General features: G+C 60.3%; 27 protein-coding genes. 9 read left to right on the top strand and 18 right to left on the bottom strand.

Going from position 1 to position 23,672, the window contains the following annotated elements:
• Positions 1–39: 39 nt before the first annotated feature.
• Both OOZ52_RS12260 and OOZ52_RS12255 read right to left on the bottom strand, forming a co-directional pair.
• Positions 40–1,071: a copper resistance protein B gene (locus OOZ52_RS12260; protein ID WP_274698822.1), complete on the bottom strand. Its 1,032-nt coding sequence runs from the start codon at positions 1,069–1,071 to the stop codon at positions 40–42.
• Complete coding sequence (locus OOZ52_RS12255; protein ID WP_274698821.1) at positions 1,068–2,825, bottom strand: copper resistance system multicopper oxidase; 1,758 nt, start codon at positions 2,823–2,825, stop codon at positions 1,068–1,070. Before OOZ52_RS12255 ends, OOZ52_RS12260 begins: the two co-directional genes overlap by 4 nt.
• Here OOZ52_RS12255 and OOZ52_RS12835 point away from each other — a divergent pair.
• The 6 genes from OOZ52_RS12835 (at position 2,727) to OOZ52_RS12225 (ending at position 6,434) form a co-directional block, all read left to right on the top strand.
• A complete protein-coding gene (locus OOZ52_RS12835) occupies positions 2,727–3,185 on the top strand; it encodes a metal-sensitive transcriptional regulator (RefSeq protein ID WP_342454961.1) in 459 nt (152 codons plus the stop codon). The genes OOZ52_RS12255 and OOZ52_RS12835 overlap by 99 nt on opposite strands.
• A 44-nt stretch (positions 3,186–3,229) precedes the next feature.
• Positions 3,230–3,484 carry a hypothetical protein gene (locus OOZ52_RS12245; RefSeq protein ID WP_274698819.1) on the top strand — a complete coding sequence of 85 codons (255 nt, stop codon included), beginning with the start codon at positions 3,230–3,232 and terminating at the stop codon, positions 3,482–3,484.
• Positions 3,481–4,224, top strand: a complete 744-nt coding sequence (locus OOZ52_RS12240; RefSeq protein WP_274698818.1) for a glutaredoxin — start codon at positions 3,481–3,483, stop codon at positions 4,222–4,224. Before OOZ52_RS12245 ends, OOZ52_RS12240 begins: the two co-directional genes overlap by 4 nt.
• A gap of 13 nt (positions 4,225–4,237) precedes the next feature.
• Complete coding sequence (locus tag OOZ52_RS12235) at positions 4,238–4,813, top strand: DUF2231 domain-containing protein (protein ID WP_274698817.1); 576 nt, start codon at positions 4,238–4,240, stop codon at positions 4,811–4,813.
• A 164-nt stretch (positions 4,814–4,977) separates the two neighbouring features.
• Positions 4,978–5,319, top strand: a complete 342-nt coding sequence (locus OOZ52_RS12230) for a hypothetical protein (protein ID WP_274698816.1) — start codon at positions 4,978–4,980, stop codon at positions 5,317–5,319.
• 32 nt (positions 5,320–5,351) lie between these two features.
• A complete protein-coding gene (locus OOZ52_RS12225; RefSeq protein ID WP_274698815.1) occupies positions 5,352–6,434 on the top strand; it encodes a transporter in 1,083 nt (360 codons plus the stop codon).
• A gap of 88 nt (positions 6,435–6,522) precedes the next feature.
• Here the strand turns inward: OOZ52_RS12225 and OOZ52_RS12220 are convergent, their stop codons facing one another.
• From OOZ52_RS12220 to OOZ52_RS12200, 5 genes are all read right to left on the bottom strand, one after another.
• Positions 6,523–8,355 carry a DUF885 domain-containing protein gene (locus OOZ52_RS12220; protein WP_274698814.1) on the bottom strand — a complete coding sequence of 611 codons (1,833 nt, stop codon included), beginning with the start codon at positions 8,353–8,355 and terminating at the stop codon, positions 6,523–6,525.
• A 129-nt stretch (positions 8,356–8,484) separates the two neighbouring features.
• Entirely contained in the window at positions 8,485–10,134 is a 1,650-nt protein-coding gene (groL, locus tag OOZ52_RS12215) for a chaperonin GroEL (protein ID WP_274698813.1), read from the bottom strand.
• A gap of 52 nt (positions 10,135–10,186) precedes the next feature.
• Positions 10,187–10,474 (bottom strand): co-chaperone GroES, encoded by a 288-nt coding sequence (groES, locus tag OOZ52_RS12210; protein WP_274698812.1) that lies wholly within the window; start codon positions 10,472–10,474, stop codon positions 10,187–10,189.
• A 132-nt stretch (positions 10,475–10,606) separates the two neighbouring features.
• Positions 10,607–12,016, bottom strand: coding sequence for an MATE family efflux transporter (locus OOZ52_RS12205; protein ID WP_274698811.1), 1,410 nt, complete (start codon positions 12,014–12,016; stop codon positions 10,607–10,609).
• Positions 12,017–12,155: 139 nt separating this feature from the next.
• The gene (locus OOZ52_RS12200) at positions 12,156–12,563 is read right to left on the bottom strand and encodes an STAS/SEC14 domain-containing protein (protein ID WP_274698810.1); all 408 of its coding nucleotides are present in this window, start codon (positions 12,561–12,563) and stop codon (positions 12,156–12,158) included.
• Positions 12,564–12,704: 141 nt separating this feature from the next.
• On the opposite strand from OOZ52_RS12200, the gene OOZ52_RS12195 reads away from it, so the two are divergent.
• Positions 12,705–13,250 carry an acyloxyacyl hydrolase gene (locus OOZ52_RS12195; protein WP_274698809.1) on the top strand — a complete coding sequence of 182 codons (546 nt, stop codon included), beginning with the start codon at positions 12,705–12,707 and terminating at the stop codon, positions 13,248–13,250.
• Here the strand turns inward: OOZ52_RS12195 and OOZ52_RS12190 are convergent.
• Both OOZ52_RS12190 and OOZ52_RS12185 read right to left on the bottom strand, forming a co-directional pair.
• Positions 13,247–14,272 (bottom strand): S41 family peptidase, encoded by a 1,026-nt coding sequence (locus tag OOZ52_RS12190; protein ID WP_274698808.1) that lies wholly within the window; start codon positions 14,270–14,272, stop codon positions 13,247–13,249. The two genes, OOZ52_RS12195 and OOZ52_RS12190, sit on opposite strands and share 4 nt — an antisense overlap.
• 86 nt (positions 14,273–14,358) lie before the next feature.
• Positions 14,359–14,850 (bottom strand): MarR family winged helix-turn-helix transcriptional regulator, encoded by a 492-nt coding sequence (locus tag OOZ52_RS12185; protein WP_274698807.1) that lies wholly within the window; start codon positions 14,848–14,850, stop codon positions 14,359–14,361.
• Positions 14,851–14,999: 149 nt separating this feature from the next.
• On the opposite strand from OOZ52_RS12185, the gene OOZ52_RS12180 reads away from it, so the two are divergent.
• Complete coding sequence (locus tag OOZ52_RS12180; protein WP_274698806.1) at positions 15,000–16,466, top strand: serine hydrolase domain-containing protein; 1,467 nt, start codon at positions 15,000–15,002, stop codon at positions 16,464–16,466.
• Between the two features lie 23 nt (positions 16,467–16,489).
• On the opposite strand, the gene OOZ52_RS12175 is transcribed toward OOZ52_RS12180, so the two are convergent.
• From OOZ52_RS12175 to rplJ, 3 genes are all read right to left on the bottom strand, one after another.
• Positions 16,490–17,047 carry a hypothetical protein gene (locus OOZ52_RS12175; protein WP_274698805.1) on the bottom strand — a complete coding sequence of 186 codons (558 nt, stop codon included), beginning with the start codon at positions 17,045–17,047 and terminating at the stop codon, positions 16,490–16,492.
• Between the two features lie 136 nt (positions 17,048–17,183).
• Complete coding sequence (gene rplL, locus OOZ52_RS12170; protein ID WP_274698804.1) at positions 17,184–17,561, bottom strand: 50S ribosomal protein L7/L12; 378 nt, start codon at positions 17,559–17,561, stop codon at positions 17,184–17,186.
• Positions 17,562–17,639: 78 nt separating this feature from the next.
• Entirely contained in the window at positions 17,640–18,155 is a 516-nt protein-coding gene (gene rplJ / locus OOZ52_RS12165) for a 50S ribosomal protein L10 (protein WP_274698803.1), read from the bottom strand.
• A gap of 433 nt (positions 18,156–18,588) precedes the next feature.
• On the opposite strand from rplJ, the gene OOZ52_RS12160 reads away from it, so the two are divergent.
• On the top strand, positions 18,589–19,314 hold the full coding sequence (locus OOZ52_RS12160; protein ID WP_274698802.1) for a hypothetical protein: 726 nt from the start codon (positions 18,589–18,591) through the stop codon (positions 19,312–19,314).
• A 97-nt stretch (positions 19,315–19,411) separates the two neighbouring features.
• Here the strand turns inward: OOZ52_RS12160 and OOZ52_RS12155 are convergent, their stop codons facing one another.
• The 6 genes from OOZ52_RS12155 to OOZ52_RS12130 all read right to left on the bottom strand — a co-directional run bounded on the left by OOZ52_RS12155 (position 19,412) and on the right by OOZ52_RS12130 (position 23,669).
• A complete protein-coding gene (locus OOZ52_RS12155) occupies positions 19,412–19,687 on the bottom strand; it encodes a hypothetical protein (protein WP_274698801.1) in 276 nt (91 codons plus the stop codon).
• Between the two features lie 82 nt (positions 19,688–19,769).
• Positions 19,770–21,626: a serine hydrolase domain-containing protein gene (locus OOZ52_RS12150; RefSeq protein WP_274698800.1), complete on the bottom strand. Its 1,857-nt coding sequence runs from the start codon at positions 21,624–21,626 to the stop codon at positions 19,770–19,772.
• A gap of 174 nt (positions 21,627–21,800) precedes the next feature.
• Positions 21,801–22,040 (bottom strand): helix-turn-helix domain-containing protein, encoded by a 240-nt coding sequence (locus tag OOZ52_RS12145; RefSeq protein ID WP_274698799.1) that lies wholly within the window; start codon positions 22,038–22,040, stop codon positions 21,801–21,803.
• Positions 22,040–22,567 carry a DUF2975 domain-containing protein gene (locus OOZ52_RS12140; protein ID WP_274698798.1) on the bottom strand — a complete coding sequence of 176 codons (528 nt, stop codon included), beginning with the start codon at positions 22,565–22,567 and terminating at the stop codon, positions 22,040–22,042. The genes OOZ52_RS12145 and OOZ52_RS12140 overlap by 1 nt, the downstream gene beginning before the upstream one ends.
• Positions 22,568–22,591: 24 nt before the next feature.
• Positions 22,592–22,723 carry a hypothetical protein gene (locus OOZ52_RS12135; protein WP_274698797.1) on the bottom strand — a complete coding sequence of 44 codons (132 nt, stop codon included), beginning with the start codon at positions 22,721–22,723 and terminating at the stop codon, positions 22,592–22,594.
• A gap of 313 nt (positions 22,724–23,036) precedes the next feature.
• Positions 23,037–23,669 carry a LuxR C-terminal-related transcriptional regulator gene (locus OOZ52_RS12130; protein WP_274698796.1) on the bottom strand — a complete coding sequence of 211 codons (633 nt, stop codon included), beginning with the start codon at positions 23,667–23,669 and terminating at the stop codon, positions 23,037–23,039.
• Positions 23,670–23,672: the final 3 nt, after the last annotated feature.

The following is a 23,672-nucleotide window of genomic DNA, read 5'->3' as shown; positions in this document are numbered from 1 at the left end:
GGGCGCTCCGCTTCTGGCGGGGCGCCCCTTTTCTATACGCTAGAACCAGGTTCTCAGCCCGATCAGGAAAACAAAGCCGCTGGGATCGTCTCCTCCGGCACGGATGATATCTGCCGTGCGGCCTGTCGCGGTTTCATATTCCACGCCGATGTAGGGCGCGAATTCGGGGACGAATTCGTACCGTAGGCGTGCGCCCAGTTCGACTTTCGGAATACCTGCGCCGATCCCGCGTTCGGGAATATCCTGTGCGGCCAGCTCGAATTCGACACGCGGTTGCAGCACCAGCTGCTGGGTCAGCCGCATGTCATGCTCTACCTCGACGCGTGCGGTGAGGTCGCCGTCATCAGACAGGAAGGCGGTGGCATCGACATAGATCATGTAGGGCGCGAGGCCCTGCACACCGAGCGCGAGGTACGGAGTCGTATCGGGCTCGATATCCAGTCGCACTCCTGCCTGCAGATCGAACCACGGCCCGATGGCATGAGCCCAGAGCAGCTGCACTTCGGCATCGTCCAGCTCGCCGCCGAATTCGCCCTCGCCCTCGCTTTTGAAGACCACGCGATCGGTGGCGGTGCCGTACCAGCCGGACACATCCCACAGGTACTCGTCATGTCCTTCGCCGATGCGCGCTTCGAGGCGCTCGGCAAGGACTACTCCGAAGGTGGCATTGCCGTGGCTCTGGTGATTGTAGGCGCGCGCAGGGGCCATGGCTTGGGCGCCCCAAATCTCGTCTGCCGCGTGCTGCGGGCCTTCAAAAGCCTCGGGTGGTGGTGGTCCGGCGGGAATGTCGAGGTTCAGGCCCGACATATCGTGATCCATTTGCCCATGCTGGCTATGATCCATGGCACCGTGATCCATCGCGCCATGGTCGGCATGCGCATCGGTTTCCTGCTCATGCTGCGAATGATCCATCGCCTGATGATTGTCCTCCGCGCTCTGATCCTGATGTTCGGAGTGATCAGGTTCAGGTTGCTCCTGTGGAGGTGTATCGTTGCCGTGGCCGGAATGGTCCTGCGCGGCGGCGGGGGTGGCGATCAGCGCAGCACCTGCAAGAAGAAGCGCGCGCATCATTGCTCATCCTCCATCGGGAAGGGGCGGACGGTGACGGTCTGCATCATGCCTGCATGCATGTGATAGAGCAGGTGGCAGTGGAACGCCCAGTCGCCGGGCTCGTCTGCGGTCAGGTCGAAGGTTGCGGTACTGCCCGGTTGTACGACAACCGTGTGCTTGCGCGGCTGGTTCATCATTCCCGCACCGTTCACTAGCTCGAAGAAGTGCCCGTGCAGGTGGATCGGGTGTGCCATCATCGTGTCATTGACCAGCTTCACCCGCACACGCTCGTTGTAGGCGAAACGGATCGGATCGTCGGTGACTGCGCTGAACTGCCGTCCGTCGAGCGACCACATGTATCGTTCCATATTGCCGGTAAGATGGATTTCCATTTGGCGCGTCGGCATGCGGTGCGGATTGGGCTGTTTGGAGCGCAGATCGGTATAGCGCAGCACGCGGTGCGGCACATTGTCGAGACCCAGGCCGGGGAAGTCCATCCGGTCCATCGGCATTGGCGCGACCATATCGAGGCCTGGGCCAACCTCCACATCGGGCGGCAATAGCGAGGTATCGCGCATGGAATGCTCCATGCCGCCGCTCGTTTCCATATCCATCGCGCTTTCGCTTTCGGGCATGTCATGCCCCATCGCGCCATGATCCATCGCGGTGCCGCCATGCGATCCCATACCCATATCGACCATGGTCAGCGTCGGCACCTCGCGAAGCGGGGGCGGAGTCGCGCGGTGCCCTGCGTGCGAAGTCAGGCTGGCGACGCCCATACCCGAACGGTCCATCGCCTCCGCCACCAGCGCGTGGCTGCCATCGGGCGGGGTGATGATCACGTCGTAGGTTTCTGCAGTGCCGATCTGAAACTCATCGACCACCACATCGTCCACGTCGATCCCGTCCGCCGCGATCACTGCCATCGGCACGCCCGGAATGCGCACGTTGAAGAAGGTCATGGCCGAACCGTTGATGATCCGCAGACGGATGCGCTCGCCCGGTTCGAAATCGAACTGCAGGTCATCGGCGGGGCCGTGGCCGTTGATAAGGTAAGTGTAGGTGGAGCCGGTGACATCGGAAATATCGCGCGGGTTCATCCGCATCTGGCCCCACATCAGCCGCTCTTCCATGGTCATCGAACCATCGCTGACCGTCTGCATCTGGCGGTTGAAGTAATGCTCACCCACCGCCAGCATCCGGGCGATTTCGTGGGGCGCACGCGCGGTGAACTCGCTGAGCAGCACCACGATGTCACGGTCGTAACGCGGATCGGGCATGTGGTGCGCGTGCTCGCCTTCGATCACGATCGGACCGTAGTGTCCTGCCTGCTCCTGCAAGCCGGAGTGCGAGTGCCACCAGTATGTGCCCGTCTGGCGGACAGGAAAGCGATACTGGAACGTCTCGCCCGGTTTGATGCCGGGGAAGCTGACGCCGGGGACGCCATCGAACTGGAACGGAAGCAGCAATCCGTGCCAGTGGATCGAGCTGTCTTCGTCCAGATGGTTGGTGACGTTGAGCGTCACGTCCTGCCCTTCGCGCAGCCGGATCAGCGGGCCCGGCACGCTGCCGTTGATCGCAACGGCGTGGCCGCTGCGCGCGCCCGTGGTGAAGCGGTGGTTGCGGATGTCGAGATTGATGACCTCTCCCGAAATCTCACCGAATCCGTTGCGCGCATGGCTCAGCGATTGGCCGCGCGCCCATGCGGGGACCGTAAGTCCGGCGGTAGCGAGCAAGCCGGAGCCAGCAAGAAATTGGCGGCGGTCGAAAGTCATTTTATTTGTTCACCGAGTTGCAATTGCTGGAATGGAGCGTTACATATATACCCCCAGGGGGTATTGCAAGATGGAAATGACATGGCCGCAAATGAATCTTCAGAAGACATCGTGAAACGCCTCAATCGTATAGCCGGGCAGGCGAAAGGCGTTGCCCGCATGATCGAGGAAGATCGCTATTGCATTGATGTTTTGACTCAGATGCAGGCAATCAAATCTGCGCTCGCCAAGGTGGAAAGTGCTGTTTTGAAGCGGCATGCCGCGACCTGTGTCTCGCAAGCCATCGCCTCGGGAGACGAGGCTGAACAACGGCAGAAATTCAGTGAACTTGTGGACCTGATCGAAAGGGCGAGGCGCTGAAAGTCACGACAACGCAACAAGCATATCGATGAAAGGGGAATGCCATGAAAATCGCACCAGTAGGACACGCGCTGTCGCTGTTCTTTCTCATTAGCTATGCGCTTTGTCTCGCATGGGGTGCTGTAATGCCGGTTGAATGGCACATGCATTCTGCGTGGGAGGCGTGGCTACCGGGATTTGACTTCGATAGCCCGGTCACCTGGTTGCTGGGCGCGGCCGAGACCTATGCCTATGGCTGGTACATAGCCCTCATATTTGTCCCCCTCTATCGATACTTCGCGCGCAGGGCTGCTGTATGACCAAACCAACGGCACGCCTCCACCGCATGGTCATGCCGGGGCACACTTGCCCCTATGGCCTCAAGTCCAAATGGCTGCTTAAAAACAAGGGCTATGCGGTCGAAGACCATACTCTGACTTCAAGCGAGGAAACCGACGCCTTCAAACAGGAGCATGGCGTTGAGACGACCCCGCAGACCTGGATCGGGGGCGAGCGCATCGGAGGCTATACCGATCTTCGCGCCCATTTCGGCAATCCGATGGACAAGGGTGGCACCAGCTATTGGCCCGTCGCCGTGCTGTTCGCCATGACCGCGCTGATGGCGCTGGGTGCGGCCTTTGTGGCGACCGGACAGCCCGTCTCGATCCTCTCCGCCGAATGGTTCGTCAGCTTTTCGATGTGCGTTCTCGCGTACCTCAAGCTGCGCGATGTCGAGAGCTTCTCAACGATGTTCCTGAACTATGATCTGTTGGCGAAGCGGTGGGTGCCTTATGGCTATGTCTATCCTTGGGCCGAGGGGCTGGCGGGCGTGCTGATGAGCGCGCAAGTCCTTCCCTGGCTATCCATCCCTGTCGCGCTTTTTATCGGGACGATCGGTGCGATTAGTGTGTTCAAGGCGGTCTACGTGGACAAGCGCGAACTCAAATGTGCCTGCGTTGGCGGAGACAGCAAAGTTCCGCTCGGCTTCGTCTCGTTTACCGAAAACCTGTTCATGATCGGCATGGCCGTGTGGATGCTGGCGAAGACGACCATTGCCTGAATGTCGCGCCATCATGCGCAACGTGCTCGCGGCGCTGCTGCTGTGTTTAGCGATGCCGGCAATCGCGCACGGCCCGAACCATCATGAAGACGGGCAGGCCAACCTGACGGAAGAGGTTGCGGCGCCACTGCACGATGGCGATCCCCACGTCATCGAACCAGAACAGCCGCGCGATCCCAGCCTTGCGAAGGCATTCACCAATCTGCACCCTGCGACAGTCCATGTTCCGATCGCGTTCTTGCTTTTCGCTGCCTTGGCAGAATTCCTGAGCATCTATCGTGGCGAAGCGCGCTTGCGATCCGCGGCCAGCGTGATGGCGGCCATTGGCGGAGCAGGGGCGGTAGTGGCGGCGCTGTTCGGCTGGATGCACACCGGCTTATGGTTTGGAGGTGGGGACACGATGCAGTGGCATCGCTGGATCGGGACGACGCTTGGTGTTTCGGGCCCGCTGATCGCCTGGCTGGCGCTTCGTCATAATGCGAGCCGGACCCTGCTTCGCGTTCTGCTCGCCTTCGCTGCTGCCGCAGTGCTGCTGCAAGGATGGCTTGGCGGAGAAATCGCACATGGCGCGGGACACCTGTTCGCTTAGCTTCCTCAACAAAGAAAGGCGGAAAGAAAGCGTCCCCTGCCTTCCCACACTAAGGGAATAGCGGCCTTAACCCTATTGCCCAGGGAGCGGGGCGGAGGTACAGGCCGTATGATACAGTGTCTCATTCGTTCCGCCCCTTGCTTTTTTCCTGCCTGCTGGCCTCCGTGATCTTGCGCGTGGCGCTGGGTGCGCCGTGCTGCCTGCCTTCCGGCCCGTATAGTGCAGTGCATGGCGTTGAGCCTGCCCAGGCAGTGATGATGTCCGCCCATGATGGGCACGACATGGCCCTGCATGTGCCCGAGCCTCCTGGTCACTCCGATCATGACGGCGAGAACGTGGCCAATCCCTGTTGTTCGGCTTGCGGGCCCACTTTGGCAGAAACACCCGCATGTATTATCGCGCCGCAGCTGGTGATGGGCGACTATTCGACCGGGCCCGAACGCCCGGTTCCTTCGCTCGAAGCTGTCCGCAGCTATCTCGCCACAGGACCACCAATCTCCGTCTGACATCCAACCCAATTCAGACAACGGAGATAATCATGACTTTTTCGATGAAGGCGGCGCTGGGCGCTGCCTGCGCATTTGCCTGTATGCCCATAGCGGCACAGGCGGACGATGATAACGAAGCCGGCGGCGGTGCCGATGCGCTCGACCATGCGCCCATTGGTGTGATGGGAGACCATCGCCACGGCGAAGGCGAGTGGATGGTGAGCTATCGCCTGATGCATATGGATATGGGCGGCGTGCAGATCGGCACGGATGCGGTCAGCCCCGATACGGTTGTCACAACCGTACCTAATCGCTTTTTTGGCAATCCCGGCCAGCCCCCGACGTTGCGCATCGTGCCCACCAGCATGCGTATGGATATGCATATGGTCGGTGTGATGTACGGCCTTTCCGACGACATCACCCTGATGGCGATGGGCAATTACGTCGCCAAGGAAATGGATCATGTCACCTATCAGGGCGGCATGGGTACGACCGAGCTTGGTAATTTCCGCACCGCGCCGGATGGTTTCGGCGATACGAAGGTCGGGGCGTTGATCGGACTGGTGGATGACGTGCACCTCAACCTCGGCGTTTCCATCCCGACCGGTTCGATCGAGGAAACGGGCGAGGCGCTCACCCCGATGGGCATGACCGTGCCGGTTCGTTTGCCTTACCCGATGCAGCTTGGATCGGGCACGTGGGATCTGGAACCGGGGATCACCTGGCGCGGCCAGTCCGATACGTGGGGCTGGGGTGCGCAGGCCCGCGCGACTATACGCTTGGGCGAGAACAGCGCCGACTACAGCCTGGGTGATCGCTTCATGGCGACCGCATGGCTGGCCTATTCGCTCGACCAGTCAGTGGCGATCTCAGGCCGTATCGAAGCCGAGACCGTGGGCGCAGTCGACGGGATCGATGCGCAGATCGCGGGGCCGGTACAGACCGCCAATCCCGATTTTCATGGCGGGGAGCGGGTAAGCGCGATTGCTGGCGTAAACTTCGCCGTGCCACGCGGGCCGCTGTCCGGTTGGCGTCTGGGCGTCGAGGCGGGCATGCCACTGGTGCAGGACCTCAACGGTCCACAAATGCCGACCGATTACACGCTTACCATCGGATTGCAGAAGGCCTTCTAGCCAGTCTACTCTCCGGTGTGCGCACCCAGGCAAGAAAAGGGGCCGGGAGTCGTGAAACTTCCGGCCCCTTTTTCGTTGCACCCGAGGGTCAGCCCTCTTGGCTCTCCCGCCAAAGATTTACGCGGCGCTCCAGAATGGAGAGCGGCATCGAACCGCCGTTCAGCAGCGTATCGTGGAAGCCGCGGATGTCGAAATTGTCACCCATTTCTTCCTCCGCAGCCGCGCGCATTTCCTGAATTCGGATCATGCCGATCTTGTAGCTTGTCGCCTGGCCCGGCAGCACGAAATAGCGCTGTACTTCGCTGCGCGCGACGGTCTCCGGATTGGGCGAATTTTCGAGGCAGTAGGCAACCGCTTCATCCTCGGTCCAGCCCTTCGAGTGGATGCCGGTATCGACCACTAGGCGGATCGCGCGCCACATCTCGCTCTGCAAGCGGCCGAATTCGGAATAGGGATCCTGATAGCCGCCCATTTCCTTCGCCAGAGCTTCCGAATAGAGCGCCCAACCTTCGACATAGGCGGTCTGGAATGCGCCCTGCGTGCGGAAACGCGGAATGCCCTCCAGCTCCTGACTGATGCTGATCTGCATGTGGTGGCCCGGATTACCTTCATGATAGGCGATGGCTTCCAGCGGCGGGATCGGCATTGCCGTCATGTCTGACAGGTGAGCGTAATAGACGCCGGGGCGAGAGCCGTCGGGCGTGCCCGGACGATAGTGCTGCGCGGCGCCATCCTGTTCACGGAACGGTTCCACGCGGCGCACCTCCAGCTCGGCCTGCGGCAAGCGTCCGAAGAATTCGGGCAGCCGCGCGGTCAGCGCGTCAATGTGCATAGTCGCGCGGTCGATATACATTTGTGCGCCAGCCTCATTGTCGGGGAAGAAGAACTGATCGTCCTCGCGCACGAAGACGAAAAATTCGTCCAGCGTGCCTTCGAACCCGACCTGTTCCTTGATGGCTTCCATTTCGCCGCGAATGCGGGCGACGTCGGCAAGGCCGATTTCGTGGATCTCGTCAGCGGTCAGATCGGTCGTGGTGCTTTGGGCAAGCATGTAGTTGTAGAAGTCAGCGCCGCCCGGCAGCGCACCTACACCCTGCGCAATCTCGTCCGTATTTGGCCGGTCTTCGGTGAACCAGTCGATCACGCGCTGGTACGCAGGCGCCATGCTTTCGGTGAGCGCCACGCGTGCATCTTCGCGCAGCTCTTCGGCGCGTTCTTCAGTGATGGTACCGGCCTCAACAAGGCTTGCGAGGCGCTCTTCGGTGCCCGCCCATAGTGCTGACGGCTCGCCATCATCGTACGGAGCGCCCGAGATCAGACCCTGCGATTCCGAGATAACCGCATCATAGGAAAAGCGCGGCGGGCGGGTGCCAGCTTCGGCATTGTTCTGCGCGCGGGCGAGTAGCTGATCCATCGCAGGACCCATTGCGGCAAGGCGCGAATTCCAGGCCACCATATCCTCTTCGCTTTCCACCGTGTGTTGGCTCAGCAGGAAGCTCGGCAGGAAGGCGTGGACGCCCTGCATCTGGTGCAGGATGTACTGGTTATCGAGATACTCCATCCCGTCAGCCGAACTTTCGGCGAGATAGATCATCATGTCGTATGACTGCTTGGCCTCGTCGGTCAGCTCGTCATAGTCGAAGTTGGCTTCCATGTCGGCGCGGACCTGCTGGATCCAGGCATTCTGTGCCTCGATCCCTTCGACACTTAAATCATCGAGTTTGTCATAGTCGGTCTTGATGCCGAGGCTGGTTTGCTGGATCGGGCTGAATGCGAGGAATTCATCGAACTTCTCGTCGAACCAGGCATTGATGCATTCGGTTTGTGTTTCGGCACATTCGATGCTGGCGGGCGTCGGCCCGCTCACTTCGCACCCCGTCAGTGCGACTGATGCCAGTAAGATGGCGGCGTAACGTTTCATGATTGTCTCTTCCTTCGGTCAATCCCGAGTCCCGCGCGGGACCATGGCGATATGGCGGACAAAAGAAAAGGCCCGGCAGGATTGCTCCCGCCGGGCCTTGTCAGTGTCGGTTTGACGTGGGTAGCGAGCTTAGAAGCCCATGCCACCCATGCCGCCGCCCATGCCGCCCATGTCAGGCATTGCCGGGGCCGGCTTGTCTTCCGGGATCTCGCTGATCGCGGCTTCGGTGGTGATCAGCAGACCAGCGACCGAGGCAGCGTCCTGCAGCGCGGTGCGCACGACCTTGGTTGGGTCGATCACGCCGGATGCGACGAGGTTCTCGTAAGTGTCGGTTGCAGCGTTGAAGCCCTGCGTTTCGTCATCTTCACGCAGCAGGTTGCCTGAGACAACAGCGCCATCGTGGCCTGCGTTCGAAGCGATCTGGCGGACTGGAGCCATGATGGCCTGGCGAACGATTTCGACGCCGCGCGTCTGGTCGTTGTTTTCGCCTTCGACACCGGCAAGCACCTTCGTTGCGTAAAGCAGAGCGGTACCACCGCCCGGGACGATGCCTTCTTCAACCGCAGCGCGGGTAGCGTGGAGCGCGTCATCAACGCGGTCCTTGCGTTCCTTCACTTCAACTTCCGAAGCGCCGCCAACCTTGATCACGGCAACACCGCCAGCGAGCTTCGCAAGACGTTCCTGCAGCTTTTCACGGTCGTAGTCGGACGTGGTCGTCTCGATCTGTGCACGGATTTGCTCGACGCGGGCCTTGATGCCTTCTGCATCGCCTGCACCGTCAACGATGGTCGTGTTGTCCTTGTCGATGGTGACTGTCTTGGCTTCACCCAGCATGGACAGGCCAACGTTCTCGAGCTTGATGCCAAGATCTTCGCTGATCATTTCGCCATTGGTGAGGATCGAGATGTCCTGCAGCATCGCCTTGCGGCGATCGCCGAAGCCCGGAGCCTTCACAGCAGCAACCTTCAGGCCGCCACGCAGCTTGTTGACCACGAGGGTCGCCAGCGCTTCGCCTTCGATGTCTTCTGCGATGATGAGCAGCGGACGGCCGGCCTGCACCACGGCTTCCAGCACAGGCAGCATAGCCTGCAGGTTGGAGAGCTTCTTCTCGTGGATCAGGATGTAGGGGTTTTCGAGCTCAACCGTCATCTTTTCAGGGTTGGTCACGAAGTAGGGGCTGAGGTAGCCGCGGTCGAACTGCATGCCTTCCACAACGTCGAGCTCGAATTCGAGGCCTTTGGCTTCCTCAACGGTGATGACGCCTTCCTTGCCGACCTTTTCCATGGCTTCCGCGATCTTCTCGCCGACTTCCTTGTCGCCATTGGCCGAGATGATGCCGACCTGGGCGATTTCGTCAGATCCGGAAACATCCTTCGAACGGCCCTGCAGGTCTGCAACAACCTTGCCGACTGCGAGGTCGATGCCGCGCTTCAGGTCCATCGGGTTCATGCCGGCAGCAACCGCAGTCATGCCTTCGCGAACGATGGCCTGGGCCAGAACGGTTGCAGTGGTGGTGCCGTCACCGGCAGCGTCGTTCGCCTTCGATGCGACTTCGCGCAGCATCTGCGCGCCCATGTTTTCGAATTTGTCCTTGAGCTCGATTTCCTTGGCGACGGTTACGCCGTCCTTGGTAATGCGCGGTGCGCCGAAGCTCTTGTCGATCACGACGTTGCGGCCTTTCGGGCCGAGCGTGACTTTGACGGCGTTGGCGAGCGTGTCGACACCCTTGAGGATGCCTTCGCGGGCTGTGCGGCCGAATTTTACGTCCTTGGCAGACATAGTGGATTCTCCAGAATTAGATTTGGTTCGGTAGCGTTGTCAGGGGGTCGGCTCAGCCGATCACACCCATGATGTCGCTTTCCTTCATGATCAGCAGGTCTTCGCCGTCGATCTTCACTTCGGTGCCGCCCCACTTGCCGAACAGGACGCGGTCGCCTGCCTTGACGTCGAGCGGGGTTACGGTGCCGTCATCGGCCTTGGAGCCGTTGCCGACAGCGACAACTTCGCCTTCGCTCGGCTTTTCCTGGGCGCTATCGGGAATGATGATGCCGCCGGCCGTCTTTTCTTCGGCCTCGATGCGGCGGACCAGAACGCGGTCGTGCAGTGGACGGAATGCCATAAGTATGACCTCTTCCATTAGAGTGGTTAAACGTGATTGGCACTCTCCGGTTGAGAGTGCCAGCGGGGGCGGAAATAGGCTCCGTAGGCGTGGAGTCAATGGGTAGGAAAGCGGTTTTTTGACGAGTCCGCGTCAGGCAGGCGAAGCGTTGAACTTGCCGCGCAGCGTGAGGCCGAGTTTCTCGCGTTTCAGCCACCGCCACATAAGCAGTACCGCAGCAAATGTAAGCCCTGTCGCGAGCCCGATCCAGACACCCGTTCCGCCGAGGTCCGTGCCAAGGCCCAGACCCGCAGCCAGACCGAAGCCCGGCACCCAATAACTGAAGATGGCGATCCACATCGGCACGCGGGTGTCTTTTAGGCCGCGCAGGCTCCCGGCTGCCACCGCCTGTAGTCCGTCAGACAGCTGGAACGCGGCGGCAATAGCGAGGAAGCCGGCTGCGGCTGCCACGAGCTGCGTATTCGCAGGATCGCCGATATCGAGATAGATCGATAGCAGCAGACCCGGCGCAACAAGGAAAGCGATGGCGGAGAACACCATGAAGCCGGTGCCGATGATGATGCCCGTCCAACCTGCCCTTCCCATGCCATCTGCATCGCGCGCGCCATAGAAGTAGCCCACGCGGATAGTCGCGGCCTGCCCGACACCGAACGGTACCTGGAATGCGAATGCGGCAAGGTTTAGCGCAACCGTATGTGCGGCAAGCTCCAGCCCGCTGATCCGCCCCATCAGGAATGCCGCCGCGCCGAACACGCCGGCCTCCGCCACAACGGTGATGCCGATGGGCGTACCGATGCGGATGATCTCGACAAAGCGTTGCCAATCCGGGCGCCAGAAGAAGCCCATGATGTGATAGCGATGCAAACGCGGGTCGAGCCGGATTGCGAGCGCATACATGCCAAGGATCGCCAGCGAAGTAATGAGCGTCGCCACCGATGCGCCGGGAAGCCCCATCTCGGGCGCGCCTAGGTTGCCGAAGATGAAAGCGTAGTTGGCGAGTGCATTCACGCCGATCCCGACAGCTGTGATCAGCGTTGCAAAAACCGGCTTGCCCAGTGTCGAGACATAGTTCCTCAGTACGCCGGCAAGGATCATGGGCGCGACGGACCAGACCAGGATGTCCATGTAGGATACGGCGAGCGCGGTGATGTGCGGGTCTTGTCCCGTCATCCGCATCAGTGGCCCGGCCAACATGCAGATTGCCATCCCCACTGCTGATAAGATGAGGCTGAGCCAGATCGCCATGCGCATAGCGCGGCGTACCGGCCGGAGCGCGGGTCCGCGTGCTCCAATTTCCGCCGCCATGATCGGAGCGACGGCGCCAGTGAGCGATTGCAATCCCCAGACGACCAGCCCGAACAGCGCAATCGCGAGTGAAGCTGCCGCAAGCTCGTCTGCCCCCAACCGTGCGATGAAAATCACGTCGATGGCATAGGTCAGCATCTGCAGCAGGTTGGCGAGCGCCAGCGGTGCTGCCAGCTTCAGCGTTTCGCGCGTCTCGGCTTTCCAGCCGGGCGTTTCAGGGTGGGCAATGGGCCGCATGGTCTTTCATGCTGCCCCGCGTTTCTGCGCCGAACAGCCGGACCGAATAGGCCTCTTGCCGCTGCCGGGCTAGGGGGCAACGACATTTGCCCGATTGCTGCGACCAGAAAGTCACAAACCGGTTGCGAGCAATCGGCTGTCAGGCAGCGTGATTGCGATGCGCCGCACCGCGATTGCGTGACCATTGAAGTGCTTCCAGCTTGGTCGCGAAAAAATCGAGTTCGAGATCCCCTGCAATCCGGCGGTATTGCATCCTCAGGATCGATGAATGCGTGACAATGGCGAGCCGCTGAAAGCCGAAACCTCGCGCGCACTGCAAATGTCTGGCGATGGTTTCGGTAGTTTGCCGGTCTTGCGGCACGAACTCGTCCATATCGGCGATGACCGCGAAGGCCTCATTCCAGTGCATGAACGGCCGTGCTGCATCGGTAAGCTCGCGCAGGAACTGCTGCATCTCTTCAGTAGACCAAAGGCCTTCGATGGAGAAATGCACTTCTCGGTTGGCTTCATTCAAAGCGATAGCATAGCGGTTCTGCGCGTTTGTCATGATGCCGGGCTATCGGCGCGGGAGTTAACGCAGAGTAATGTTTCGGAGGTTGTGACAAGACTTTACGAAAGTTACATTTCTCCACATCGCTGAACGGCGCTTTCAGCATGCAGAAAGCTGCGCAATGGCAGTGGATCCGCCATGCAGAAACCACTCGCTATCGCCGCGGCTGCTGCCGCGCTCGCCCTGCTGCCCGGGGGCGCTTCCGCACAGGAAGTGTTCGGCGGCGTCTATGCCCATGCCGTAGACACCCCGTTCACGCTCGAGACGACAGAGACCGGATCGGTCGATGTCGCGGTGGGCGTGCGTTTCGGCGGGATCGAGGCGCTCGACTTTATCGGCTCGCCCGAACCCTATGTAGTCGGTTCGCTCAACACATCGGGCGATACGAGCTTTGCAGGCGTAGGCCTCGCCTGGACTATCGGTAATGGCCCGGTCTACGTGCGCCCCGGTATCGGAATCGTGGTGCACGACGGACCCGAATTCCGCGTGAACCCCGAAACGGGCTATCGCACCGACCTCGGCAGCCGCGTGCTGTTCGAGCCCGAGATCGGGGTGGGCTATCGGATTTCAGAGAGCGTCTCCGCCGAAGCGCACTGGATGCACATCAGCCAGGGCCAGATCTTCGACGGCGACCAGAACCCGGGCATCGATATGATCGGGTTGCGGGTGAACGTGGGTTTCTAGCCGGCAGGCTGTGCAATTGATGCGGCAAATGCCCGAGCCTGCGCCTCGTCAAGGCCTGCGCGGGAAAGTGCAAGCTCCAAAGCCGTTGTCGCATCGGTGGCAATATCGGGCTGATTGCCCGTGCCTTCCCAGCTCTCACCCGTATCGGGGTTGAAGGTCCGGCCCGCCGGAATGAAGGCGGCAAAACCCCCACCGACAGGCAACATTCCGCCAAAATGCGCTGCGCCGCGGCTGGGCTCACCGATGACCATGGCCCTGCCAGTGCGCTGCAGGGCCATGGTCAAGTGCTCCGCCGCAGAACCCGTTGTTGACGATGTCAGGATGACAACAGGGTTCGCGGAAAGTTGCGGGGAGTCGGTCGGGATGGCGCGATGCATGTTGTGGACGAGCCCGTCCGGCGCATCGATACGCTGCAGTGTGGCAGGCGCCCCGAACGGCGCGCCGTCCTGCTCCCAGATTACCTGGCGGATTTCCATGATGACCAGATCGGTGGGCTCGGCAAACATCTCCGCAAACAGGAAATCCATTTCACGCAGTCCGCCGCCCCGGTTCTCTCGAAGGTCGAGGATGACGGTGTCGGTGGGAGCAACGGCCGCAACAAAGTTTTCCAGCTGCGTCATTGTTTCATCGAGGCCGAACATCGCGTCGATCCGCATATAGGAAACCCCATCGGCATGGTGGGTGGTGAAGTTGGAAGGCGGCGGTGGTGGAGGCGGCCCGGAGGGTTCGCGGTGTTCCATCTCTCCCGCCATGACTTCTAGCCGCAAGTGTCCGTCGGGATGGATGGCGAGCAGTTCGTCGGTGATGAGTGTCGCAAAGTCTTCTGCAGGAAGGACGCCCTCTGCTGCACTCACTCTGCGGTTGCGCAGGTGTGCGGCATAGGCAGCCCCCCACTCGGGGAAAAGATAAGCCATCTCGAGCCGATCGGCGAGCTGAAGAAGAACTTCCTGTCGCGCGGAGCTTTCAGGCTGCGATGCAGCAATTTCGGGGGTGAATGTCTGGTTGCCGCTCGTGCAACCCACCAGGGCGAGATTGGCGAGGCCTGTGATCAGACATGTCCTGAGCGCTGTGCGAGCGTGTCTTTGTTGCCTGGAATATGAAGGGAATGTCATGGTTGTACCTCTTCCTTGTACGTTGGTGTTGAGACAGTCCCAGAACGTGATTGGTAGTCTTCTTTCGCCAGTGCGGTCAGCGCTCGATCAAGTCCCTCGACAAGGTCGCAGCCGATCTCGGCAAACAAGCGCTGGTTCACCTTGGCTATGGTTTGCATGAGCGTGTCGAGGCGATGCCATTGCTCTTCGCCCGCTGGGGTCAAAATGTACTCTGACCGGCGTCCGTCATTCGGATCGGCCCGTTTTTCAGCAAGCTCTAGCGCAAGCAGTTTGCCAATGCGCTGTGCAATCAACTGGTGCGACTGGCCGAGTGTGGCGGCAATCTCGGTCAGCGATGCGGAGGTGCCCGGGGCGATCGCGTGGAGGGTGGAGGAACCCTCAACCGGGATGACCAGACCATGGGCCTCGTAGACCTCTTTCATCTGGCTGTGTGCCAGCGTGAGCAAGTCCTGCAGGCGTTTTCCAAGGTAGGCATTGTCAAACGGCAAAGTGGCGACCTTTCAATATATGCAATCAATTGCGCAACTATTTGCATAACTGGTTTTGCATGGCAGTCAAGCCCGGCAGATGATTCCACGCGCTTGACTTGACTACAGTTGTAATCGAATGTCGTCGGGGACAATCATCGGAGATAAATGTGATCAAACTGCGCGACGTAATCAGTATCTTGGCTTTGGTGTCTGCGACTTTGCTGCCGTCTGCCGATGCCCGACCTCAGGAAAGCGACCCGGAGCAATCGGCCCGTATCGCCGAGTTCGAGAACGGTCTGCGTCCCCCATACGGTGTTGCCGGCGAGGAGCCAGAGGTCTGGTCCCTCGAAGAGCGGATGCAGCATTACAACGTGCCCGGCGTGAGTATCGCGGTGGCGATCGATGGAGAGTTGGTCTGGGCGCGGGGCTACGGCGTGCGCGACAGTGAAAGCGGTGGTGCAGTCGATACCGATACATTGTTCCAGGCAGCTTCGCTGTCAAAGCCGGTCGCGGCACTCGCGGCGCTAGCGCTGGTGCAGGATGAGGTTCTCGCGCTCGACCAACCGGCAAATGCATTTCTCACCCGCTGGCATATCCCGGACAACGAATTTACCGCGCAGCAGCCGGTTACCATCCGCCACCTCCTCTCGCATCGGGGCGGAACGACTATTCACGGATTTCGAGGCTATCCGCTCGGGGCAGGGCTGCCGAGCCTTCCGCAGATCCTTGCCGGAACAGAACCGGCCAATACAGAACCTGTGATCGTCACGCAGCTACCGGGCGAAAGCTATCGCTACTCCGGCGGCGGCTACACGATCCTGCAGCTCGCCATCGAGGATGCGAGCGGGCGCAGTTTTGCCGATGTCGTAGAAGGGCGGATTTTCCATCCGGCAGGTATGGCACGCAGCCACTTCCGCTATCCGGTCGGGGACGCCAACGCGGCAATCGGCCACGCAGGGCCAGAATCGGCGTCGATGTCGGACGAACAGCTCGCTTACCCGGAACTTGCTGCAGCCGGAATGTGGACGACGCCTAGCGAACTTGTTCGCCTGGGGTCGCTGGTCGCGCGTTCGCGCAATACCGAACACTTCTTCCTCGATCAGGGTTTGGCGCGGCAGTTGGTACCCGACAATGCGGGTGAGCCCGGCCTCGGGTTCGGCCTCAACAATGACGGCGATGGCGTGGCCTTTGTCCATAGCGGACACAACCCCGGCTACAGCGCACGGTGGATCAACTACGCCGACGGTCGGGCAAGCGTGGCTGTGCTGACCAATTCCGATAGCGGCGGTGATCTTATCCGCGAGATCCTGAGTGCCATTGGCCATATCTATGGCTGGAAGCAGGACGCACACGAAGTGCGCGAAACGATTGCGCCCGGAGCAGCCGCCATGCAGGCCATCGCTGGCCAATACGGTTGGAGCAGCGAGGACGATGATCCTTTCCTGACAATCTCCATCGTCGACGGGGAACTTTGGGTGGATGGCGCCGTGGTCGACAGGGCCCGGCTCCACGCACAAAGCGGAACGCGTTACTTCGTGACGAAGGGACTCAACTTCGAGGCCGAACTCGACGTTGCGGGCAAGGTGACCGCGATCATCGTGCAGGATGAAATCCGGCTGGTGCCGCTGGGCTGAGCCTCAGGCCGGGGACGGGTGCGCTATAGTCCCGACAGGTATCCCTCGAACTCGCTGTCGTACTTGATCGCGATGCCTCGGAAGAGCGCGGCGATCTCGTTGAGTTCGGTCTGGCCAGCACAACTATGCTGGCGCGCAGCAAACCGCGCCCCATCGAGCGCGGCGGCGATTTCGAGGTTCGACCCGTCGGTACAAATCACATCGTCTGCTCCATAGTAAGGCAGCTCGGCCAACCGGGACAGCGATGTCTGGCTTAGTCGCGTTTCGATCATGGAGGCATCCTCCGGTGCGATCGGCAGATCGTTGCGACGGGTCGTGACGACCGAGGTGCCCGGGGTCCAGCGGTAGCCGGCTGTGCGGACAAACCACTGGCCTTCCATCCGGTAGACCATCACCTGCTGCGACGCGGGCCGAGGGTTGAGGCTGGCGCGCATCGTGGCCGAATACGCCACATCGACCTCGGGCAGAGCTGCGCACACGTCGGAGAGGTGGCCATCAGTGGAAGCTTCTGCAGCTGGGCAGTCTTCTATCGCCGGAACACCGATTAGGCCGGTTGCGAGTGCAAACGCATATGCGATCATGGCTAGTCCCCTGTTATTCCCTAGAAATAGAGCGCTTAGGAACCTGAACCCAACCTGTAGCCAACCAAAAAGGGCGCCACCATCGCTGGTGACGCCCCCTTGGTGATCCGGTTTAGGATCGAAGCGTAAGCTGGGCTTACTTCAGTTCGACGGTACCGCCGGCTGCTTCGATCTTGCCCTTGATCTCTTCGGCTTCTGCCTTGTTCACGCCTTCCTTGAGCGGCTTCGGCGCGCCTTCGACGAGGGCCTTTGCTTCGGTCAGACCAAGACCCGTGATGGCACGGACTTCCTTGATGACCTGGATCTTCTTGCCACCGTCGCCGGTGAGAACGACGTCGAATTCGTCCTTTTCTTCAGCAGCTGCACCGGCGTCGCCGCCGCCAGCCGGGCCAGCAACAGCAACTGCAGCAGCGGCGCTAACGCCCCACTCTTCTTCCAGTGCCTTGGCAAGTTCAGCCGCTTCCATGACGGTCAGCGACGACAGTTCTTCAACAAGCTTGGCAATATCAGCCATGATGTATCACTCCAAAATATAGGCGGGACGTTTCTTGCGTCCCAAAAATGTTTCGTCTCTCGTGCGAGAAAGCGTCTCTTACGCAGCGTCCTTGGCGCCATAGGCACCGAAGACACGAGCGAGCTTGGCAGCAGGCGCATTGACGACCTGTGCGATCTTGGTTGCCGGTGCATTGACCAGCCCCACGATCTTGCCGCGCAGTTCGTCGAGGCTCGGCATGGAGGCGAGGGCCTTCACACCAGCTTCGTCGAGTACCTGCGTGCCCATCGATCCACCGACGATTTCCAGCTTGTCGTTCGACTTGGCGAACTCGACAGCAGCCTTGGCGGCTGCAACCGGGTCTTCCGACCAGGCCAGTGCTGTCGGACCGGAGAGATACTCTTCGATGCCGACATAATCGGTGTCTTTCAGGGCGAGCTTGGCGAGACGGTTCTTCGCGACCTTGTAGGACGCACCGGCTTCACGCATCTTCGTGCGCAGTTCGGTGGACTGGTCCACCGTCAGGCCGAGATTGCGGGTGACAACCACCACGCCAACCTCGTTGAAGACACTGTTCAGCTGTGCGACCGCTTCGGTTTTTTGCGAACGATCCATGCCGTACTCCTTCACTATGGCCGACCGCGTATTCGTGCGGACGACCGGCTCAAATCACGATGCAGCTCATGCCACGCCGTAAGGGTCCGTTGATGGGGAAGGAGCATGCCGAAGCATGTTGGTGGGCGAACCGCGAGGGGTTTGCCTGAAAATCTCTTTTCCCCGTCTAGGCTGGAAATTAAGAGCCGCCAATTCGGCTCACCAACTGTCTCGGACGGATGACCGGCGAACCGGTCGAGCGCGCATTTAGCGAAAATGGGCAGAGTGTCAAGAATTGCATTCTGCGCGCTTTTGGTTGAGCGGTACGTCTCAGGATCGGGGGAATAATGGGAGCGCCGCGACTGGCGTACGCCCTGTCATCGCTAAGACAGCAGTTTTCCTGGACAGTTTGGATCGTATCGCGAGCGTTGGCTCGCGGAGAGGGTTGTGAGGAATGCGTTTGAGTGTTGTGGGATTGATTGCCGGCTTGGGACTAATTGCGTTTGGCGGGCTCGATGCCCACCAGGCAAACACGTACGGCGAGCGGCAGGACATTACGATGGACGAGCTCGCGTCCGGCGAGCCGGTTGAAGGCTGGTATCGTATCACCGGGGCGACCTGGAATGAGCTCCAATCACTTTACCAGGAAGATGAGCAGAACGGTCAGATCCAAAGCAACGGCATGCTCGTTTTCGTCTTGCCCGAGACAATCGAGCCGATGGAACAGGCACGGCTGATGATGCCGCAAGAGGGCGCAGAACTTGCCGATGCCATCGAGCAGGCGCGCGCGCTCGACATGCGGATCCAGCAAGGTGAAATGTACGTCGCCCAGCAAGAAGCGGCTGGTGCGCCGGTGGACGAGACGCAGATAGCCGATGCGATTGCGGCGCTCGATGAACTGGAAGCTCTGGAAGCCGGATACGCCCGAGCCGAAACTATCGAAGGACTGATCAGCAGTGATCTGCCACACGGCTGGACGCGGGAAGAAGCGTTGCAAATCGGTGGTCCCGGTCTCGCGCCCGATTTCATGGTGATTGAGCCGGGCTGGGAGCCTGCCAGCATGAGCCGCTCGCTCGGCATGATCGGTGCTGGGATTGTCCTGCTGTTGGTGATGGGCTTCATCTTCTTTCGCGGGAGAAGGGAAGACGAAGAAGCCGAGAGTTTCGACGAGGCCAGCTAGGGCAAAACAAGAGAGCGGGCGCTCGAACGCCCGCTCTCCGTTGCTCGTGTATCGCAGTGCTGGCCAACGGGCCGTATGCTGCTGATGTGCGTTTGTCCTACATCTGATCTGCCGCGTCTTCCAGCATATCCGCTTCTTCTTCCAGGTTTTCCGCGTGCTCTTCAAGAGCGGCTTCGTCGGCTTCAGAGGTGGCTGCGTCCGCGCGCTCTTCGGCGAGTTCTGAGTGGGCCTCTGCAACGTCAGCCTGCTCGTCCATCATGTCGCCCTGGGCTTCCATGATATCGTCCGCTTCTTCTCCGGCTTCCTCCGCTGGACCATCACACGCGGTGACGGCAAAGGCGAGTGGTGCGGCGATGAAAATAAGCTTTTTCATGTTGTAATCCTTCCAGAATTTTTTGGCTTCCGTTATGCCGACCCAACGGGTCAGGTTTTCGCGTGTTCCAAAAAAACTCTGATCAGGCGTTCCAGATGCGGAGCGCAAACCAGCCTCCATGCATCAGGTAGAGACAGATGATCGACGCTGCGGTCAATTGAGTCATGCCGATCAATGTACTGACCCGGTTACCTCGGCGACGCCAGAACCAGACCGCGCTGATCACCACGACGAATGGTGCTGCGAACGTGATCGCAAAGACGAGCCACCCCATGATTGTCGGTTGACCAAGCAACTCGAAACTGCCGGTGCCAAACAGCATCAAGGGTGCGATTGCTGCCGCGAGGGCCACGACAAGCGCCAGGGTTGGCAGAACGCGAGGGGCGACGCCGCCTCGTTCCGCAAGCTTTCCTCTGAACGCCCCAAAAAGCCACACCGGCGTGTAGATCGCTGCTGCAACTGAAACTGCGCCGATCAAGACCACAGTGATCAACTTGAGCCACATCTGGGCTGTGCTCGACCTGCGATAGGTCACGGTCCCGGATTGCAGTACGAACCCATCGCCGTCAGCCAGTGCGATGAGACCCGGCGCGCTTTCGCCCTCTGCGTGAAAACGCCCGTCTCCCACATGCGTCCAGTTCTTGCCCTTGAAGCGCAAGCTATCGCCTTCGAGCCGGGCGCCTTCCCACTGGGACAGGCCGATCAATGGAGCCAGGAAGCTGCGCCGCGGCGTCGAGGTCTGAAACTGTCCGGAGAGCATCTGTCGCAGCTCTTCAGGGATGGGCGCCGCCACAATCGAAGGCTCCCTTGCCTCGCGCTCGAGGTAGGCACGAACTGCGGTCGCAACATCGGCCAGCGCCGGGGAAGTCATGTTCATCAGGACCACGTAGCCCGCGTTCAGCTCTGGCGCATATCGTGCAGTCGACACGAAGCCATCGATCGATCCGTCATGGCCGAAGAAAGTCACTCTGCCTTCAAGGTTGGGATCGTTACCGAGCGAATATCCGAACTGTAGACCTGCCCTCGCCGCGTCGGAAGAACTCGGGCGCTCAATGCGATCAATACTTGCCGAAGAAAGCAATTGCTCACCGCGCCAGGTGCCGCGACGCAGCATCAACATCGGAAGCAACGCCAGTTCGCTGGCGGAAACGTTCAATGAGCCGCTGGGTCTGCCCACGATCTCGACAAATGGTTCTGGCGTCATTCCATCGAAGGAGAAGCTGTCTGCAAGATTCCGCTCCACCGCTGCCGTTCGCGTCCAGCTGGCGTTCTCAATGCCAAGAGGTCCAAAGACATGCTCTGCGACATAATCCTCGAATTGCTGACCCGATACGATCTCGACGATGCGGCCAGCAATTACTGGCCCGGCATTGCTGTACGACGTCCGCGAGCCCGGCCGCCAACGAGAACGGTATGGGCCATACAGCCTTACTGCGTCGGCGATTGTGTATTCCGATCCTTCGATCAGATAGTGCCTGAAAGCGATATCGTTCAGGCCTGCTGTATGCTCCAGCAAATGGACCACGCGCACCGGGTCTGTCGCCTCCCAAGGGTTATCGATCACCAGATCGGGCAAGTAATCTGACACCGGACCGTTGAGTTGAAGACGGCCGTCCTCGACCAGTTGCATAATCGCGATCGCAGTGAAACTCTTGCTGATCGATCCGGCCCTGAAGATCGTTTCATCGTCAACCGGGCGTTCGCGTGCCAAATCGCTTGTGCCAAAATTCTCAAGGAAGCGCAGCTCCCCTCCTTCGATAACGGCCACTGCTGTCCCGGGAACCTCTGCTTCCTCTACTATCCCTTCGATCTCGCCTCGCAGTTCCGGAGGAAGTGGCTGCACCTGAGCTTGCGCGCCAGACGAAATGGCGATCGAGGTCGCGAGTATCGCCAGTGCCGCTCTTACGCAGCTTGGCACCATCGAGCGGAGCCAGTTCATGCAACGGGGAAATCGCTGAGAATGCGACATATCAGTTCTCTTTCCTCGGGGAGCTTCGCCGAGCTTCTGATGCGCGTTCAGTCCGGCTATTCCTCGCATCTGCAAGGTCAGTAAAAGCTTTGCGCGGCGGTACGTGGCGACGTCCCTGTTGAAGCAGGAACGCCGCGTTGGACCTTAATCGGATTCGAAGCGGGTGCCATACTCCAGCAAGTCGCCCGGTTGGCACTCCAGTTCGCGGCAGATCGCCTCCAGTGTGGAGAAACGGATCGCTTTGGCCTTGCCGGTCTTGAGGATCGAGAGGTTGGCGAGGGTCAGGCCGACACGCTCGGCTAGCTCGGTCAGCGTCATGCGGCGTTCGTGCAGCAGGTCGTCCAATTTGACCATGATCTTGGTTCCTTCTGAATCAGCGCCCATCACACGGTTCCTTCCAGGTCGTCGCGCATCGCGGTGCCGTGGCGGAACACGCGGGCGAGGATGAAGAGGACGAGGACAAGCAGAATGCCGCCGAAGTCGAGGCTTGCATCGACAGAGCCGGTCTCTTCACCGATCGTCTGTGCGATGAAGACGCCCAATCCGGCAACGGGCAGCGCCAGCACGTTTATTGCGAGCGCAATCCACGCCATCGTAGTCAGGCGGTCTCCATTGGCGGGCGCGAAGGGGTCGCCTTCGCCCACGCTCTTGGCGATGTTGAGCATGGCCCAGAGGAAGCGCCAGGCGAGGAACAGCAGTCCGGCAACCGCAGCCAGGAAGGCCGACACAAGCACCTTGTTGCCCATTGTCAGCTCACCCGATGCAAGTTCTCCGGCGAATTCTGCGCCAAAGATGAACACGCCGGGTATGGCAATCGCGACGATGATGCCGGCAAAGGCGATTACGCCGAGCATGAAATAAATGATGGCCTTGGCGGCTATCAGCAGCGGATCATTGGTGAGTGTGCTCATAAGAGGTCCCCTCTTTGAATTGGCTTAGGCCAGCATCGTGGCAGTGACGGCCACAGGCTGCGCATCCATGGGCACGCTGGTAACGGCGGTAAAGCTGGTGGCCATGATGACGATGGCAGCAAAAGCGGCGAGTGCATTGTTGGTAAAACGGGTCATTTATCGATCTCCTTTATCTCGTTTGTTGAAAAACGATATGATCGATTCGATTCTTATTGTCAATCAATAATATTGAAAAACGATATGCAGCGTATCGTTTTGCGTTAAGCAGGGAGGATGCAGGGTGACGAAGTTGACATCGTGACGATAGCTCAATGCGGTTCTTTATCTTGCTATATCAATGCTTTGCATATCAGAAACGAAGTTGACACATGGGCGGCATAGCCTCCGGGGTCCGGAGGCACCTGTTATCTTCCGGCCTGCCAAATTGGCATATCTGTAGGAAAGTTCTCCGTGCGCGATGACGGACGAATCAGTCGGCGGGCGCGACTTTCGCCATCAGGCCGAGCGGGCGCCCGTCATTGTCCTCTACAAAAACCACCCATTCCTCGGTCCCGTCTTCGTGCGTGTGGATGCGGTGCGGGGCGCTCGCCACTTTTGCTCCGGCGGCTTCGATCCGGGCAAGGCTGCCGTGCAGGCCTGCGACGGTGAAATAGAGGATCGATTCCGGCCCTGCCTCGCCCTCGACCAGCATCAGCCGCGTGCCCTGACAGGAGAAGAAGGCCATATTGCCCGCATCAAACAGCGGCTCGAGCCCCAACACATCCCGGTACCAGGTCCGCGCCGCGTCGATATCGCTTACCGTCCGCGCGATCTGGCCGATGGTGCCGATTGTTGAAGTGCCTTCTGTCATAGCCGTTTGTCCTTTCACCATTGCCGAGTCCGCTGCCACGCCCGTCCACCGCCGCAGCTCGGCCCTGCTGGAAAGCCCCAGCTTGCCGAGAATGTTGGAGACGTGGAACTTGACCGCATCGAGGCTCACCCCCTGCCGCGCCGCGATCTGCGGATTGGAAAGCCCATGCCGCACCCCCTCCGCCACCCGCCACTCGGCAGGCGTAAGAGTGTCAGGATGCGCAGGGCGTCCACGAGGGCGGGCATTGCTCATGGG

Source organism: Aurantiacibacter sp. D1-12 (assembly GCF_028858515.1).
Classification (GTDB): Bacteria; Pseudomonadota; Alphaproteobacteria; order Sphingomonadales; family Sphingomonadaceae; genus Alteraurantiacibacter.
This window is presented reverse-complemented; position numbering and strand designations above follow the sequence as displayed.

Excerpts from the sequence above, each read along its gene's own strand:
- OOZ52_RS12135 (WP_274698797.1), bottom strand. The coding sequence starts at position 22,723 with ATGACCCGTTTTACCAACAATGCACTCGCCGCTTTTGCTGCCATCGTC.
- rplJ (WP_274698803.1), bottom strand. The coding sequence starts at position 18,155 with ATGGATCGTTCGCAAAAAACCGAAGCGGTCGCACAGCTGAACAGTGTC.
- rplL (WP_274698804.1), bottom strand. The coding sequence starts at position 17,561 with ATGGCTGATATTGCCAAGCTTGTTGAAGAACTGTCGTCGCTGACCGTC.
- OOZ52_RS12260 (WP_274698822.1), bottom strand. The coding sequence starts at position 1,071 with ATGATGCGCGCGCTTCTTCTTGCAGGTGCTGCGCTGATCGCCACCCCC.
- OOZ52_RS12220 (WP_274698814.1), bottom strand. The coding sequence starts at position 8,355 with ATGAAACGTTACGCCGCCATCTTACTGGCATCAGTCGCACTGACGGGG.
- OOZ52_RS12160 (WP_274698802.1), top strand. The coding sequence starts at position 18,589 with ATGCGTTTGAGTGTTGTGGGATTGATTGCCGGCTTGGGACTAATTGCG.
- OOZ52_RS12205 (WP_274698811.1), bottom strand. The coding sequence starts at position 12,016 with ATGCGGCCCATTGCCCACCCTGAAACGCCCGGCTGGAAAGCCGAGACG.
- OOZ52_RS12200 (WP_274698810.1), bottom strand. The coding sequence starts at position 12,563 with ATGACAAACGCGCAGAACCGCTATGCTATCGCTTTGAATGAAGCCAAC.
- OOZ52_RS12155 (WP_274698801.1), bottom strand. The coding sequence starts at position 19,687 with ATGAAAAAGCTTATTTTCATCGCCGCACCACTCGCCTTTGCCGTCACC.
- OOZ52_RS12130 (WP_274698796.1), bottom strand. The coding sequence starts at position 23,669 with ATGAGCAATGCCCGCCCTCGTGGACGCCCTGCGCATCCTGACACTCTT.
- groL (WP_274698813.1), bottom strand. The coding sequence starts at position 10,134 with ATGTCTGCCAAGGACGTAAAATTCGGCCGCACAGCCCGCGAAGGCATC.
- OOZ52_RS12240 (WP_274698818.1), top strand. The coding sequence starts at position 3,481 with ATGACCAAACCAACGGCACGCCTCCACCGCATGGTCATGCCGGGGCAC.
- OOZ52_RS12195 (WP_274698809.1), top strand. The coding sequence starts at position 12,705 with ATGCAGAAACCACTCGCTATCGCCGCGGCTGCTGCCGCGCTCGCCCTG.
- OOZ52_RS12175 (WP_274698805.1), bottom strand. The coding sequence starts at position 17,047 with ATGATCGCATATGCGTTTGCACTCGCAACCGGCCTAATCGGTGTTCCG.
- OOZ52_RS12145 (WP_274698799.1), bottom strand. The coding sequence starts at position 22,040 with ATGGGCGCTGATTCAGAAGGAACCAAGATCATGGTCAAATTGGACGAC.
- OOZ52_RS12140 (WP_274698798.1), bottom strand. The coding sequence starts at position 22,567 with ATGAGCACACTCACCAATGATCCGCTGCTGATAGCCGCCAAGGCCATC.
- OOZ52_RS12835 (WP_342454961.1), top strand. The coding sequence starts at position 2,727 with ATGGCTCAGCGATTGGCCGCGCGCCCATGCGGGGACCGTAAGTCCGGC.
- OOZ52_RS12150 (WP_274698800.1), bottom strand. The coding sequence starts at position 21,626 with ATGAACTGGCTCCGCTCGATGGTGCCAAGCTGCGTAAGAGCGGCACTG.
- groES (WP_274698812.1), bottom strand. The coding sequence starts at position 10,474 with ATGGCATTCCGTCCACTGCACGACCGCGTTCTGGTCCGCCGCATCGAG.
- OOZ52_RS12225 (WP_274698815.1), top strand. The coding sequence starts at position 5,352 with ATGACTTTTTCGATGAAGGCGGCGCTGGGCGCTGCCTGCGCATTTGCC.
- OOZ52_RS12255 (WP_274698821.1), bottom strand. The coding sequence starts at position 2,825 with ATGACTTTCGACCGCCGCCAATTTCTTGCTGGCTCCGGCTTGCTCGCT.
- OOZ52_RS12245 (WP_274698819.1), top strand. The coding sequence starts at position 3,230 with ATGAAAATCGCACCAGTAGGACACGCGCTGTCGCTGTTCTTTCTCATT.
- OOZ52_RS12235 (WP_274698817.1), top strand. The coding sequence starts at position 4,238 with ATGCGCAACGTGCTCGCGGCGCTGCTGCTGTGTTTAGCGATGCCGGCA.